Here is a 14,587-nt window from a genome sequence, read left to right as displayed (position 1 = left end):
ATAAATGCGGAATGGGAATCTAGCGGGGCTCCTGGCTGAGCAGGCATCGGAGGCGGGATGGTACGACCGGCCGGCCTTCTATGCGGCCGATGTGGTGACTCATGGTCAAATCCACGACGGTGCCGCACGTCTTGGGGAAGTGCTGAGAAACCGCGGACTATCCAGTGGTGATCGGGTTCTGTTGTGCCTGCCGGATTCGCCGGACCTGGTGCAGCTATTGCTGGCGTGCCTGGCTCGTGGGGTTATGGCGTTTCTAGCGAATCCGGAGCTGCATCGCGACGACCATGCGTTGGCCGAACGCAACACGGAACCGGCGCTTGTCGTCACCTCGGATGCGCTGCGCGATCGGTTTCAGCCGTCGCGGGTGGCCGAAGCCGCGGAACTCATGTCCGAGGCGGCTCGAGGCGCGCCTGGAGGCTACGAACCGGTGGGTGGTGACGCACTCGCATACGCTACGTATACGTCTGGTACCACGGGTCCGCCGAAGGCGGCGATTCATCGGCACGCCGACCCGTTGACGTTCGTGGACGCTATGTGTCGTAAAGCCTTGCGGCTCACTCCTGAAGATACTGGGCTATGTAGTGCACGCATGTATTTTGCTTATGGCCTAGGAAATTCGGTCTGGTTTCCACTCGCGACAGGTGGTTCCGCGGTCATTAATTCGGCGCCGGTAACTCCAGAAGCAGCGGCCATTCTAAGCGCGCGATTTGGGCCATCGGTGCTCTACGGTGTGCCAAATTTCTTTGCCAGAGTCATCGACTCATGTACTCCTGATTCCTTCCGTTCGCTTCGATGTGTGGTGTCAGCCGGGGAGGCCCTTGAGCTGGGTCTTGCCGAGCGGCTCATGGAATTCTTTGGCGGCATCCCCATTCTGGACGGCATTGGATCTACGGAGGTCGGGCAGACGTTCGTATCGAATCGGGTTGACGAATGGCGCCTGGGGACGCTGGGAAGGGTGCTGCCGCCCTACGAGATTCGTGTTGTAGCGCCGGATGGAACAACTGCCGGGCCTGGGGTTGAGGGCGACCTATGGGTCCGCGGACCGGCGATCGCTAAGGGCTATTGGAATCGGCCTGATTCCCCCGTCGCGAATGAGGGTTGGCTCGACACGCGGGACAGGGTGTGTATCGACAGCGACGGGTGGGTTACCTACCGCTGCCGCGCCGACGACACCGAGGTTATCGGAGGGGTCAACGTTGATCCGCGTGAGGTCGAGCGGCTCATCATCGAGGACGACGCCGTGGCTGAGGCCGCGGTTGTCGCGGTAAGGGAGTCCACGGGCGCGTCGACACTGCAGGCTTTTCTGGTTGCGACCAGCGGTGCCACCATCGATGGGTCGGTCATGCGAGACCTTCACCGCGGATTGCTCAACCGACTGTCTGCGTTCAAGGTGCCGCATAGGTTTGCCGTTGTTGATCGACTCCCTCGAACCCCGAACGGGAAATTGGTGCGTGGCGCCCTGCGCAAGCAGAGTCCAACCAAACCGATTTGGGAACTCTCGTTGACTGAACCTGGGTCCGGCGTGCGGGCGCAGCGTGATGACCTGTCGGCGTCCAACATGACGATCGCTGGAGGAAACGACGGCGGGGCGACTCTTCGCGAGCGGTTGGTCGCCTTGCGGCAAGAACGTCAGCGACTGGTGGTGGATGCCGTATGCGCCGAGGCCGCGAAGATGTTAGGTGAGCCAGATCCTTGGTCGGTCGATCAGGATCTCGCCTTCTCGGAGCTGGGTTTTGACTCGCAAATGACAGTCACGCTGTGCAAGCGATTGGCGGCAGTTACCGGCCTGCGGTTACCCGAGACGGTTGGGTGGGACTACGGGTCGATATCGGGATTAGCCCAGTATTTGGAGGCCGAACTGGCCGGCGGGCATGGTCGATTGAAATCAGCCGGTCCGGTGAATAGCGGCGCGACGGGTCTTTGGGCAATCGAAGAGCAGTTGAACAAGGTCGAAGAGCTGGTGGCCGTCATCGCCGACGGCGAGAAGCAGCGGGTGGCCGACCGTTTGCGTGCCCTGCTGGGCACCATTGCCGGCAGCGAGGCGGGCCTGGGCAAGCTGATCCAGGCTGCTTCGACTCCCGACGAAATTTTCCAGCTAATCGATTCCGAACTTGGGAAGTGATAGAGGAGCAACGGACGATGAGCGTTGAAGGTGCCGACCAGCAGAGCGAAAAGCTTTTCCACTACCTAAAGAAGGTTGCTGTCGAGCTCGATGAGACACGCGCTCGGCTGCGTGAATATGAGCAACGCGCGACAGAACCGGTGGCGGTGGTGGGAATCGGCTGCCGATTTCCGGGCGGCGTGGATGGCCCGGACGGACTCTGGGATGTCGTTTCGGCGGGGCGCGACGTGGTGTCGGAGTTTCCGACCGATCGGGGCTGGGATGTTGAGGGGCTATACGATCCGGATCCCGACGCTGAGGGCAAAACCTACACGCGATGGGGGGCATTTCTAGACGACGCCACCGGCTTTGACGCCGGGTTCTTCGGCATCGCTCCTAGTGAAGTGTTGGCGATGGATCCTCAGCAGCGGTTGATGCTGGAGGTTTCGTGGGAGGCGTTGGAGCACGCGGGGATTGACCCGTTGTCGTTGCGTGGTTCGGCGACCGGGGTGTACACCGGCATTTTCGCGGCGAGTTACGGCAATAGGGATACCGGGGGGCTGCAAGGGTACGGGTTGACCGGCACGTCAATCAGCGTGGCCTCGGGACGTGTGTCGTACGTATTGGGGCTGCAGGGCCCGGCGGTGTCAGTGGATACCGCTTGTTCGTCGTCGTTGGTGGCGATCCATTGGGCGATGTCGTCATTGCGCTCCGGGGAGTGTGATTTGGCGTTGGCCGGTGGGGTGACGGTGATGGGGCTGCCGTCGATTTTTGTGGGGTTTTCCCGGCAGCGGGGGTTGGCTGCCGATGGGCGATGTAAGGCGTTTGCGGCCGCGGCCGACGGCACGGGGTGGGGCGAGGGCGCCGGGGTGGTTGTGCTGGAGCGGCTATCGGACGCCCGGCGGTTGGGGCATTCGGTGCTGGCGGTGGTGCGGGGGAGCGCGGTCAACCAGGATGGTGCGTCCAATGGGCTGACCGCGCCCAATGGGCTCGCCCAGCAGCGAGTGATCCAGGCGGCGTTGGCCAACGCCGGGTTGTCCGCCGCAGACGTAGACGTGGTGGAGGCACACGGGACCGCCACCACGTTGGGTGATCCCATCGAAGCGCAGGCATTGCTGTCCACCTACGGGCAGGGACGTCCAGCGGAGCAGCCGCTGTGGGTGGGCTCAATCAAGTCGAACATGGGCCACACCCAGGCCGCCGCGGGGGTCGCCGGGGTGATCAAGATGGTGCAGGCGATGCGTCATGGGGTGATGCCGGCGACGTTGCATGTGGATGAGCCTTCCCCGCGGGTGGATTGGACCAGCGGCGCGGTGTCGGTGTTGACCGAGGCCAGGGAGTGGTCGGTTGACGGGCGTCCGCGCCGGGCGGCGGTGTCCTCCTTTGGGATCAGCGGCACCAACGCGCATCTGATCTTGGAAGAGGCCCCCGTACCAGCCCCCGCAGAGGCGCCGGTTGAGGCGAGCGAAAGCACCGGGGGCCGCGGGCCGCGGCCGTCGATGGTGCCGTGGGTGATTTCGGCGAGATCGGCTGAGGCGTTGACGGCGCAGGCGGGTCGACTTATGGCCCACGTGCAGGCCAACCCAGGGCTGGATCCGATCGATGTGGGGTGCTCGTTGGCCAGTCGCTCGGTGTTTGAGCACCGAGCGGTGGTGGTCGGCGCAAGCCGTGAGCAACTGATTGCCGGGCTGGCTGGGCTCGCGGCGGGCGAGCCGGGTGCCGGCGTGGCGGTCGGTCAGCCAGGGTCGGTGGGCAAGACGGTGGTCGTGTTTCCTGGGCAGGGCGCGCAGCGCATCGGGATGGGCCGCGAGTTGTACGGCGAGTTGCCCGTGTTTGCGCAGGCATTCGATGCGGTGGCCGACGAGTTGGACCGGCATCTGCGGTTGCCGCTGCGCGACGTTATTTGGGGTGCCGATGCGGATTTGCTTGACAGCACCGAATTTGCTCAGCCCGCGTTGTTCGCGGTGGAGGTGGCATCGTTCGCGGTGTTGCGGGATTGGGGTGTGCTTCCGGACTTCGTCATGGGTCACTCCGTTGGAGAGCTGGCGGCGGCGCACGCGGCCGGTGTGTTGACGTTGGCGGACGCGGCGATGCTGGTGGTGGCGCGGGGCCGGTTGATGCAGGCGCTGCCGGCAGGCGGTGCGATGGTGGCGGTGGCTGCCAGTGAGGACGAGGTGGAGCCGCTGCTGGGTGAGGGTGTGGGGATCGCTGCGATCAACGCGCCCGAATCGGTGGTGATCTCCGGTGCGCAGGCCGCGGCAAATGCGATTGCGGATCGGTTCGCCGCGCAGGGTCGGCGGGTGCACCAGTTGGCGGTCTCGCATGCGTTTCATTCGCCGTTGATGGAGCCGATGCTCGAGGAGTTCGCGCGTGTCGCGGCCCGGGTGCAGGCACGCGAGCCCCAGCTTGGGCTGGTGTCGAACGTGACGGGCGAGTTGGCCGGCCCTGATTTCGGGTCGGCGCAGTACTGGGTGGACCACGTTCGTCGGCCGGTGCGCTTCGCGGACAGTGCGCGTCATTTGCAGACCCTTGGGGCGACCCACTTCATCGAGGCCGGCCCGGGAAGTGGTTTGACTGGCTCGATCGAGCAGTCCTTGGCCCCGGGTGAGGCGATGGTGGTGTCGATGCTGGGCAAAGACCGGCCCGAGCTGGCCTCGGCGCTCGGTGCTGCCGGTCAGGTGTTCACCACCGGTGTGCCGGTGCAGTGGTCGGCGGTGTTCGCCGGCTCGGGTGGACGGCGGGTGCAGCTGCCCACGTATGCGTTTCAGCGACGGCGGTTTTGGGAGACGCCGGGCGCGGATGGGCCCGCCGATGCGGCCGGGTTGGGTCTGGGCGCGACCGAGCATGCCTTGTTGGGTGCGGTGGTCGAGCGGCCCGATTCTGACGAGGTGGTGCTGACCGGCCGGTTGTCGCTTGCGGATCAGCCGTGGCTGGCCGACCACGTGGTGAACGGGGTGGTGCTGTTCCCCGGGGCGGGTTTTGTGGAGTTGGTGATCCGCGCCGGTGATGAGGTCGGGTGCGCGCTCATCGAAGAGTTGGTGCTGGCCGCACCGTTGGTGATGCACCCGGGTGTCGGGGTTCAGGTGCAGGTGGTCGTCGGGGCTGCCGATGAATCCGGGCACCGTGCGGTGTCGGTGTATTCCCGCGGTGATCAATCCCAGGGTTGGTTGCTGAACGCCGAAGGCATGCTGGGGGTGGCTGCCGCTGAGACGCCGATGGATTTGTCCGTGTGGCCGCCCGAGGGCGCGGAGAGTGTGGATATCTCGGACGGCTATGCGCAGTTGGCCGAGCGCGGTTATGCCTACGGCCCCGCGTTTCAGGGTCTGGTGGCGATCTGGCGGCGGGGGTCGGAGCTGTTCGCCGAAGTTGTAGCCCCCGGCGAGGCCGGCGTGGCCGTCGACCGAATGGGGATGCATCCGGCGGTGTTGGACGCGGTGCTGCATGCCCTCGGGCTGGCCGTCGAGAAGACCCAGGCGAGCACCGAGACGAGACTGCCGTTTTGCTGGCGTGGGGTGTCGCTGCATGCCGGCGGCGCTGGACGGGTGCGGGCCCGCTTCGCGTCCGTGGGCGCGGATGCGATTTCCGTGGACGTCTGCGACGCCACTGGGCTGCCGGTGTTGACGGTGCGCTCGCTGGTTACTCGCCCGATAACCGCAGAACAGCTGCGCGCCGCCGTGACCGCGGCCGGCGGTGCGTCCGATCAGGGGCCGCTGGAAGTGGTGTGGTCGCCGATCTCGGTGGTCAGCGGCGGCGCTAACGGGTCCGCCCCACCTGCCCCGGTGTCTTGGGCGGACTTTTGCGCCGGCAGTGATGGTGACGCCAGTGTCGTGGTGTGGGAACTCGAGTCTGCCGGTGGCCAAGCATCCTCGGTGGTGGGCTCGGTGTATGCGGCCACCCACACCGCCCTGGAGGTGTTGCAGTCCTGGCTCGGCGCGGATCGGGCGGCCACGTTGGTGGTGTTGACCCATGGTGGCGTGGGGCTGGCTGGCGAGGACATCAGCGACCTGGCCGCCGCCGCGGTGTGGGGCATGGCGCGTTCCGCGCAGGCCGAAAATCCCGGCCGGATCGTGTTGATCGACACCGATGCGGCGGTGGATGCCTCGGTGCTAGCCGGCGTCGGGGAACCCCAGCTGCTGGTGCGCGGCGGCACTGTGCACGCCCCCCGGCTGTCCCCGGCCCCGGCGTTGCTAGCGTTACCGGCGGCAGAGTCGGCGTGGCGATTGGCCGCCGGTGGTGGCGGGACCCTGGAGGATTTGGTGATCCAGCCCTGCCCGGAGGTACAGGCACCGCTACAGGCGGGGCAGGTGCGCGTGGCGGTGGCGGCCGTCGGGGTCAACTTCCGCGATGTGGTGGCCGCCCTAGGGATGTATCCCGGCCAGGCCCCACCGCTGGGTGCCGAAGGCGCCGGGGTGGTGCTTGAGACCGGTCCCGAAGTGACCGATCTTGCCGTCGGTGACGCCGTGATGGGATTCCTGGGCGGGGCCGGTCCGCTGGCGGTGGTGGATCAGCAACTGGTTACCCGGGTGCCGCAAGGCTGGTCGTTTGCTCAGGCAGCCGCTGTGCCGGTGGTGTTCTTGACGGCCTGGTACGGGTTGGCCGATTTAGCCGAGATCAAGGCGGGCGAATCGGTGCTGATCCATGCCGGTACCGGCGGTGTGGGCATGGCGGCTGTGCAGCTGGCTCGCCAGTGGGGCGTGGAGGTTTTCGTCACCGCCAGCCGTGGCAAGTGGGACACGCTGCGCGCCATGGGGTTTGACGACGACCATATCGGCGATTCCCGCACATGCGAGTTCGAGGAGAAGTTCCTGGCGGTCACCGAGGGCCGCGGGGTTGATGTGGTGCTCGACTCGCTGGCCGGTGAGTTCGTGGATGCGTCGCTGCGCTTACTGGTCCGCGGTGGGCGTTTCCTCGAGATGGGCAAGACGGATATCCGCGATGCGCAGGAGATCGCCGCTAATTATCCCGGCGTGCAGTATCGGGCGTTCGACCTGTCGGAGGCCGGCCCGGCACGCATGCAGGAGATGTTGGCCGAGGTGCGGGAGCTGTTCGACACCCAGGAGCTGCACCGGCTACCGGTCACCACGTGGGATGTGCGCTGCGCCCCGGCGGCCTTCCGGTTCATGAGCCAGGCCCGCCATATCGGCAAGGTTGTCTTAACCATGCCCTCGGCGTTGGCCGACCGGCTTGCCGACGGCACGGTGGTGATCACCGGTGCCACCGGGGCGGTTGGTGGGGTGTTGGCCCGCCACCTGGTTGGCGCCTATGGGGTGCGTCATCTGGTGTTGGCCAGTCGGCGGGGCGATCGCGCGGAGGGAGCGGCCGAATTGGCCGCCGACTTGACGGAGGCCGGCGCCAAGGTGCAGGTGGTGGCCTGTGACGTGGCCGATCGCGCTGCGGTAGCGGGGTTGTTTGCCCAGCTGTCGCGGGAGTACCCGCCGGTGCGCGGGGTGATTCATGCCGCCGGCGTGCTCGATGACGCAGTGATCACCTCGTTGACACCGGACCGCATTGATACGGTGTTGCGGGCCAAGGTGGACGCGGCGTGGAACCTGCACCAGGCCACCAGTGACCTGGATTTGTCGATGTTTGCGCTGTGCTCATCGATCGCGGCCACGGTCGGCTCGCCGGGGCAGGGCAACTACTCGGCGGCAAACGCGTTTCTGGACGGGTTGGCCGCTCACCGGCAGGCCGCAGGGTTGGCCGGGATATCACTGGCGTGGGGTTTGTGGGAACAGCCTGGCGGCATGACCGCGCATTTGAGCAGCCGAGATCTGGCCCGCATGAGCCGCAGCGGGCTGGCTCCGATGAGCCCTGCCGAAGCGGTGGAATTGTTTGACGCTGCGCTGGCCATCGATCACCCTCTGGCGGTGGCCACGCTCTTGGACCGGGCTGCACTAGACGCCCGGGCCCAGGCCGGTGCGTTGCCGGCGCTGTTCAGCGGGCTCGCGCGCCGCCCACGCCGACGCCAAATCGACGACACCGGTGACGCCACCTCGTCGAAGTCGGCGCTGGCTCAACGCCTACACGGGCTGGCCGCGGACGAACAACTCGAGCTGCTAGTGGGGCTGGTGTGTCTGCAGGCAGCGGCAGTGCTGGGTAGGCCCTCCGCCGAGGACGTCGACCCCGACACCGAATTCGGCGACCTCGGTTTCGACTCATTAACGGCTGTGGAGTTACGCAACCGCCTCAAAACCGCCACCGGACTGACGCTGCCACCTACCGTGATTTTCGATCATCCCACTCCCACTGCGGTCGCCGAGTATGTCGCCCAGCAAATGTCTGGCAGCCGCCCAACGGAATCCGGTGATCCGACGTCGCAGGTTGTCGAACCCGCCGCCGCGGAAGTGTCGGTCCATGCCTAGCCCGGCGACGGCGAGCGCCGGAATGGCGCGAGTGAGGAGGCGGGCAATTTGGCGGGGCCCGGCGACGGCGAGCGCCGGAATGGCGCGAGTGAGGAGGCGGGCAATTTGGCGGGGCCCGGCGACGGCGAGCGCCGGAATGGCGCGAGTGAGGAGGCGGGCAATTTGGCGGGACCCGGCGACGGCGAGCGCCGGAATGGCGCGAGTGAGGAGGCGGGCAATTTGGCGGGGCCCGGCGACGGCGAGCGCCGGAATGGCGCGAGTGAGGAGGCGGGCAGTCATGCCCAGCGTGATCCAATCAACCTGCATTCGGCCTGCGGGCCCATTTGACAATCGAGGTAGTGAGCGCAAATGAATGATGGAAAACGGGCGGTGACGTCCGCTGTTCTGGTGGTGCTAGGTGCCTGCCTGGCGTTGTGGCTATCAGGATGTTCTTCGCCGAAACCTGATGCCGAGGAACAGGGTGTTCCCGTGAGCCCGACGGCGTCCGACCCCGCGCTCCTGGCTGAGATCAGGCAGTCGCTTGATGCGACAAAAGGGTTGACCAGCGTGCACGTAGCGGTCCGAACAACCGGGAAAGTCGACAGCTTGCTGGGTATTACCAGTGCCGATGTCGACGTCCGGGCCAATCCGCTCGCGGCAAAGGGCGTATGCACCTACAACGACGAGCAGGGTGTCCCGTTTCGGGTACAAGGCGACAACATCTCGGTGAAACTGTTCGACGACTGGAGCAATCTCGGCTCGATTTCTGAACTGTCAACTTCACGCGTGCTCGATCCTGCCGCTGGGGTGACGCAGCTGCTGTCCGGTGTCACGAACCTCCAAGCGCAAGGTACCGAAGTGATCGACGGAATTTCGACCACCAAAATCACCGGGACCATCCCCGCGAGCTCTGTCAAGATGCTTGATCCTGGCGCCAAGAGTGCAAGGCCGGCGACCGTGTGGATTGCCCAGGACGGCTCGCACCACCTCGTCCGAGCGAGCATCGACCTCGGATCCGGGTCGATTCAGCTCACGCAGTCGAAATGGAACGAACCCGTCAACGTCGACTAGGCCGAAGTTGCGTCGACGCGTTGCTCGAAACGCCCTTGTGAACGGTAAGCAGCAGTAACGTCAGTAAACGTCGGGCTAGCCTCTGGCGGAAGGTGCGTCATATCAGTCGCACCAGCCCCCGCAAGGCTCCGTGACAATTTTCGACAGCGCGGGGGTGTAGAGGGCAGCGGCGTGTTGTTGCCAGGGCGGGGGTCGAGGTCGTTCGATCGGTGACGGTGGCCGGCGACGGAGATGGGCTGGTGCTTGGCCTGAGCGCCATGTGCGATGTGGCGTCGTTCATGGGCGCCGTCGCCCAACGTGAACTCAGGGCGGAAAATCGGCGCCGGATTTCGCCCTCAGTGCACGCTCGGCACCGGTTTAACTTCACGCGGTCAACGTGAACTCGGACACGTCGAGGTCATCCTTTGGGCAGCGTGGAAACGCCCATCATCCAAAGACCTCGAACCCTACCCCGGGCAACGGCGCGCCGACCACTCACCCGGCCAACAACTGGCAACCCCTACCAAGTGTGGTGTCTGCGATGGGTGATCGTCGTCGGCCAGCCGAGCGTGGCATGGGGTCTCGAACAGGCGGTCAACGCCGCCCTGGCGTGGTCGGAAGCCACGCTCGCTGCACCGCGATCAGCACGCCCAGACCGAGCACAACAACCGTGCCAATCTGACTGAGCACGCTGAAGGAACCTCCCGACACCAGCACCAGGCCAGCGCCGAATACGCCACCGAGCGCCGCAAGCGGCGCAACCGCTCCCCGCCCGGATACCGCCCCCTTGGACCGCGCACCCGTTGCCTCGTCGGCGATACGACCGGCTTTGATGCCGGCAACGAGATACGGGACGCCGCACGAAGCGAGGATGGCGAACGACACCAGCGGGACCAAGGCGTTGAGCTCGCGATCCAGTAGGTGTTGCCACAGTGCAATCGAGACCCCCAGGGCGGCGAGGTAAGAGGCCAGCACACCCACGCCAACCGCAGCACCGTGGACGGCACCGCGCCACATGCTGGCCAGAGCCACTACCGTGAGCAAGATAACGGCCAGTAGCACAGCATCGTGGATGAGGGCATCGCGGACAGCCGCGGCTATTTGCGCGGCCCCACCCACCGTGACCTGGCTGTCGACCAGGCTTCCGTATTTCATCGCCTTGCCCGCGGCGATCTCGAGCTGCTGCGCGCGTGCTGCCGCAGCAAGGTCCAGTTGTCCGTCAGAATAGAGGAACAGCCGGGTGGCGGTTCCGTCTGACGAGAACATCGATTCCCGTACGTGCCGGTACGACGGGTCCGCCAGGTCCTTCCTGGACAGGTGGAAGCCGCCCTCACCGGTATCGGCGAAATCGGCGCTGAGATTCTTCAGCATCGCCGACGCCTGCGCTATTTGCGGCATGGCGTCCTGGATGGTTGTTTCCAGCTTGGGTACGAACGAGCGCACCTGTGCTAGCGCCGACCGCATCTGCGCCACCATCCGCGGTGCCGAGGACAACGCGCTCATTGTCTGTGTCGATATCGCGGAGATGCGGTCGGCGCCAGTGGACAGCTCGTTCATGCCGGTGACCACGATGTCGTAGGGTTCAATGACCTTGCGCATGGCCGTGCACAGGACGTCGTCGGGGCAGTTTGTGAAGCCGACAATCCAGGTGTGGATCGTTTCCAGGTATTCCGACAGTTCGGTGGTTTTGTTTTTGAGGTTCCGCGCGGCGGCGAGCATGGGATCGAGGTATTGCTGTGCTTGCCTTGCCCCGGCGAGAGTCACGTTCACGGTGCTGTCCAGTTGGTCGACCGCGCCGCTCATCTGTTCGATTATGGACTTCATCGATTTGATCGCAGTCACCGCCGGCACGAACGATCCGGCCTGCTGACCCAGCTGGTCGGCGAGCCTGCCGGCCGCGGAACTGAGCGAGGCGTCGGTCCACGGGACACCGGCCGGCCATGCCGCCGACTCCACCTTGCGCACACCGGGAACCTCCACCAGACGGTGGCTGACCTGGTTGATGGCGATGAGCGCGGCTGGGTCCCTCAGGTCCCGAGCGGATTTGATCACCACCACATCGGGAAGCGCATTCCCCGGAAGGACTTGTGCGCCGCCTTGCCTTGTCGGGTTCTCGGCCACACCCCACCGCATCCCGATGATGGGTAGCATGCAGATCGCCAGCACTGCCGCGGTGCCCAGGGCCGAAGCAGAAGAGACGGATAGCGACAACCGGCCTGTCCAGCCGGCACCCGTGGTTGGTGCCGGTAACTGCCGTGACGCTCCGGCAAGCGCGATCAGGGCAGGCAGCACCGTCAACGAAGCCGCAAGTGCCACAAAGACACCTAGCCCGGCAGTGCCAACTCCGTGCAGCGCTGGGGTTCGGGCCAGCAGCAGCGGGCCGGTGAATATGGCGACACACGCCCCGGGCAGGGCGAACGCGGGCAGGCTGTCGCGGTATGTGGGCGCGGCCGAATGACCTGCGTCGGACCCGAGCCGCGCGGCCAGCATGGTGGCTGCGGTGATGGTTCCGGTCGTCAGGACCGCGGCCAGCGTCCAAGAAAATACCGAATCGGTTCCCCAATCGTGTCCCCGCACCACCGCGGCCAGCGGCCAGGCCACCGCAAGCGACAAGTCCGCGGTCAGCAGCACGATCGCCGCGGCCCGCACCGACAGGCGCGCCCGCAGCAGCAGTAGGACGGCGATCACCGCCGCAACGGTCACGATCGTCGCGCTCTGCCAGGCGGTCATCTGCATCGGCATGTCGTTGGTGATTGCCGGGACCACGATGCTGGCGCGAAGCCCCTCACTGGGCGGTAACTGGCGCAGCACCGATCGGACGGCATCGAGGGATTCGGCAGCTTGGGTGGTGCCCGCCTCGCCCCGCAGCCACACCATGGCCGTAGCGGAGCGGCCGTCGGGGCTGGTTCCCAGCGGGGCGGTGACGGGATCTGACCACCAGTCGAGGACGGATCCCACGTGGCGGGTGTCGGCGCGCAGGGCACCGACGGCGGCGTCGTAGTAAGGCTGGTCCTGCGGCTCAAGCGTGCTGCCGCCTTCCACGACGAGGTAGGCGATAGCGTTGCTACCGGTGCCGGGGAAAGCCTGCGCAATCCGGCTGGTGGCGGCGGCTGTCTTGGCATCTTGTGGCAGCAGCGCCGGGCTGGTGTCGTGCGGTTCTGCTTGCGTGAACGTGAGAAGCAGATTTGCGATCACCGCCGCGGCAACCCAGGCGGCGACGATGAGCAGGTTGGTGAGCCGGGGTGACCTTCGCTGACCGTCGGCTGACCCGCTGGTGATGGTGGCGCGGGAGTCCGGGGAGGACTTTTTCAAACGGATATACCGAATTCTGTGTAGACGGCCAGCCGGACTAGGCATCCAAGCGGGCGAATTGATCCTGTCGATATTGCTCGACACACGCCCCTCTCCTGACCTTCCCGCTGGTGGTAATGGGGATCGAGCCAGGCGCAACCAGAACCAGATCCGCGACGCTGAGACCGTGCGAACTCGATAAAGCCGACGTGACTTCGCGTTTAATAGCGCCCAGTCTAGCCATCGCGTCCTGATCTGAGTCGCCACGCTTCTTGAGTTCGATAATGGCGACCAGCTTTTCGGTGCTGCGGTCACCGGGAACCGAGATCGCCGCGCAGCGCCCGCGGGTGATCTCCTGGATCGTTGCCTCGATGTCGTCGGGGGAGTGGTTGCGTCCGTACACAATTAGGAGATCTTTGATCCGACCGATGATGAACATTTTGCCATCGGTGACGAAACCTGAGTCGCCCGTTCTTAGCCAAGGACCTTCGGGTGTGCCCGGCGAAGGGGTGACAATCTTTCCGCCGAACGTGCGCTCACTCTCGTCGGGTTTTTGCCAATAGCCATTAGCGACGTTGTCGCCGTGCACCCAGATCTCGCCGACGGTTCCGTCCGGACATTCGATGCAGGTGTCCGAGTCGACGATCCGCACGATCGGTGACCGCGGCAACATGTAGCTGATCAACGATGTAGCGCCGCCGCCTGCGCACGGCTTCGCATGGCCGGCGGATAAACTTTCAGTATCGAAGTCGACGGTCTCCGGTGGTTGACCCGGTTTGCTCGTCGCCACGTACACCGTTGCTTCTGCGAGCCCGTATGAAGGCCGGATCACCCTCTCCTGCAGATTGAAGCGAGCAAAGCGGTCGGCGAAGCGCTTGATCGTCGCGGCCTGTACCCGCTCGCTACCGCTGAGGATGGTCAGTATGTTGCCGAGGTCACGCCCGGCCATGTCGTCGTCGGTTGTTCTTCGTGCCGCTAGTTCAAAGGCGAAATTCGGTGCTGCCGAAAAGGCGTGAAAATCGCTGGCCATCAAGTGCATCCACCGGGCCGGGCGCTGCAGGAACGACACCGGGCTGGTGAGCATCGCGGGGTATCCACCCAGAATTGGTGCGCAAATTCCTATTACCAAACCCATGTCGTGGTAGAAGGGTAGCCAGGATACGAGTGCGGAATTTGGCGGTGGAATCCCGTCGGTATCCGCAAAGTAGCCAGACATCAGCTGTTCGAAATTAACCCGAACGTTCTGATGGGACATCACCACGCCAGCGGGCGTGCGGGTGGACCCGGAGGTGTATTGCAAATACGCGGTAGATGGATACTCGTCTTCTTTGAAGGTATACCCATTCGGAGCGTCCAGATCGAGCAAATCAACTTCGATAATTGATGGCGGGGATTCCCCGGGCCGCCGCGCAACATGTTGCACGACGTCGTCCACGGCAGACGATGTAGTGAGAATGGCCACCGGCGACGAATCACTCAGTACCGAATCGGAACGTTCATCGGTAACGCCGCCTTGTGGAACCGAAAGCGGCACGGCGATGCGCCCGGCCTGCAACGCGCCGAGAAAGGCGACGACGTACTCGAGTCCCTGCGGAGCAGAGATCACCACGCGGTCACCCGTGGAACCACAACGGCTCAGCTCCTGTGCCACATTCAGCGTTCGCCGATACAGCTGCGACCACGTCAGGGTTATCGCAACGCCGTCCCAGTCCTGTTCGTAATCCATAAACGTGAAGGCCGGGTCATGGGGTTGCAGACGCGCACACGCGCGCAACGCAGCGGGAAGGGAACGCACACTCATGGG

5 protein-coding genes are annotated in these 14,587 nt (G+C 65.1%); 3 read left to right on the top strand and 2 right to left on the bottom strand.

Annotated features, from left to right (window positions below):
• The first annotated feature begins 4 nt into the window (after positions 1-4).
• The 3 genes from MCAN_RS15595 to MCAN_RS15580 all read left to right on the top strand — a co-directional run bounded on the left by MCAN_RS15595 (position 5) and on the right by MCAN_RS15580 (position 9,513).
• Positions 5-2,122: a p-hydroxybenzoic acid--AMP ligase FadD22 gene (locus MCAN_RS15595; RefSeq protein WP_014001501.1), complete on the top strand. Its 2,118-nt coding sequence runs from the start codon at positions 5-7 to the stop codon at positions 2,120-2,122.
• 17 nt (positions 2,123-2,139) lie between these two features.
• A complete protein-coding gene (locus MCAN_RS15590; protein WP_041180293.1) occupies positions 2,140-8,463 on the top strand; it encodes a type I polyketide synthase in 6,324 nt (2,107 codons plus the stop codon).
• A 348-nt stretch (positions 8,464-8,811) separates the two neighbouring features.
• The gene (locus tag MCAN_RS15580) at positions 8,812-9,513 is read left to right on the top strand and encodes an LppX_LprAFG lipoprotein (protein ID WP_003414872.1); all 702 of its coding nucleotides are present in this window, start codon (positions 8,812-8,814) and stop codon (positions 9,511-9,513) included.
• A gap of 573 nt (positions 9,514-10,086) precedes the next feature.
• On the opposite strand, the gene mmpL7 is transcribed toward MCAN_RS15580, so the two are convergent.
• Together mmpL7 and fadD28 are read right to left on the bottom strand one after the other, a co-directional pair.
• Positions 10,087-12,849, bottom strand: coding sequence for a phthiocerol dimycocerosate RND transporter MmpL7 (gene mmpL7 / locus MCAN_RS15575; protein ID WP_014001499.1), 2,763 nt, complete (start codon positions 12,847-12,849; stop codon positions 10,087-10,089).
• Complete coding sequence (gene fadD28 / locus MCAN_RS15570) at positions 12,842-14,584, bottom strand: fatty-acid--AMP ligase FAAL28/FadD28 (RefSeq protein WP_014001498.1); 1,743 nt, start codon at positions 14,582-14,584, stop codon at positions 12,842-12,844. The genes mmpL7 and fadD28 overlap by 8 nt, the downstream gene beginning before the upstream one ends.
• Positions 14,585-14,587: the final 3 nt, after the last annotated feature.

This window comes from Mycobacterium canetti CIPT 140010059 (assembly GCF_000253375.1).
Lineage (GTDB): Bacteria > Actinomycetota > Actinomycetes > Mycobacteriales > Mycobacteriaceae > Mycobacterium > Mycobacterium tuberculosis.
Note: the sequence above shows the minus strand (reverse complement) of the source record. Positions and strands in the feature narration are given on the sequence as shown.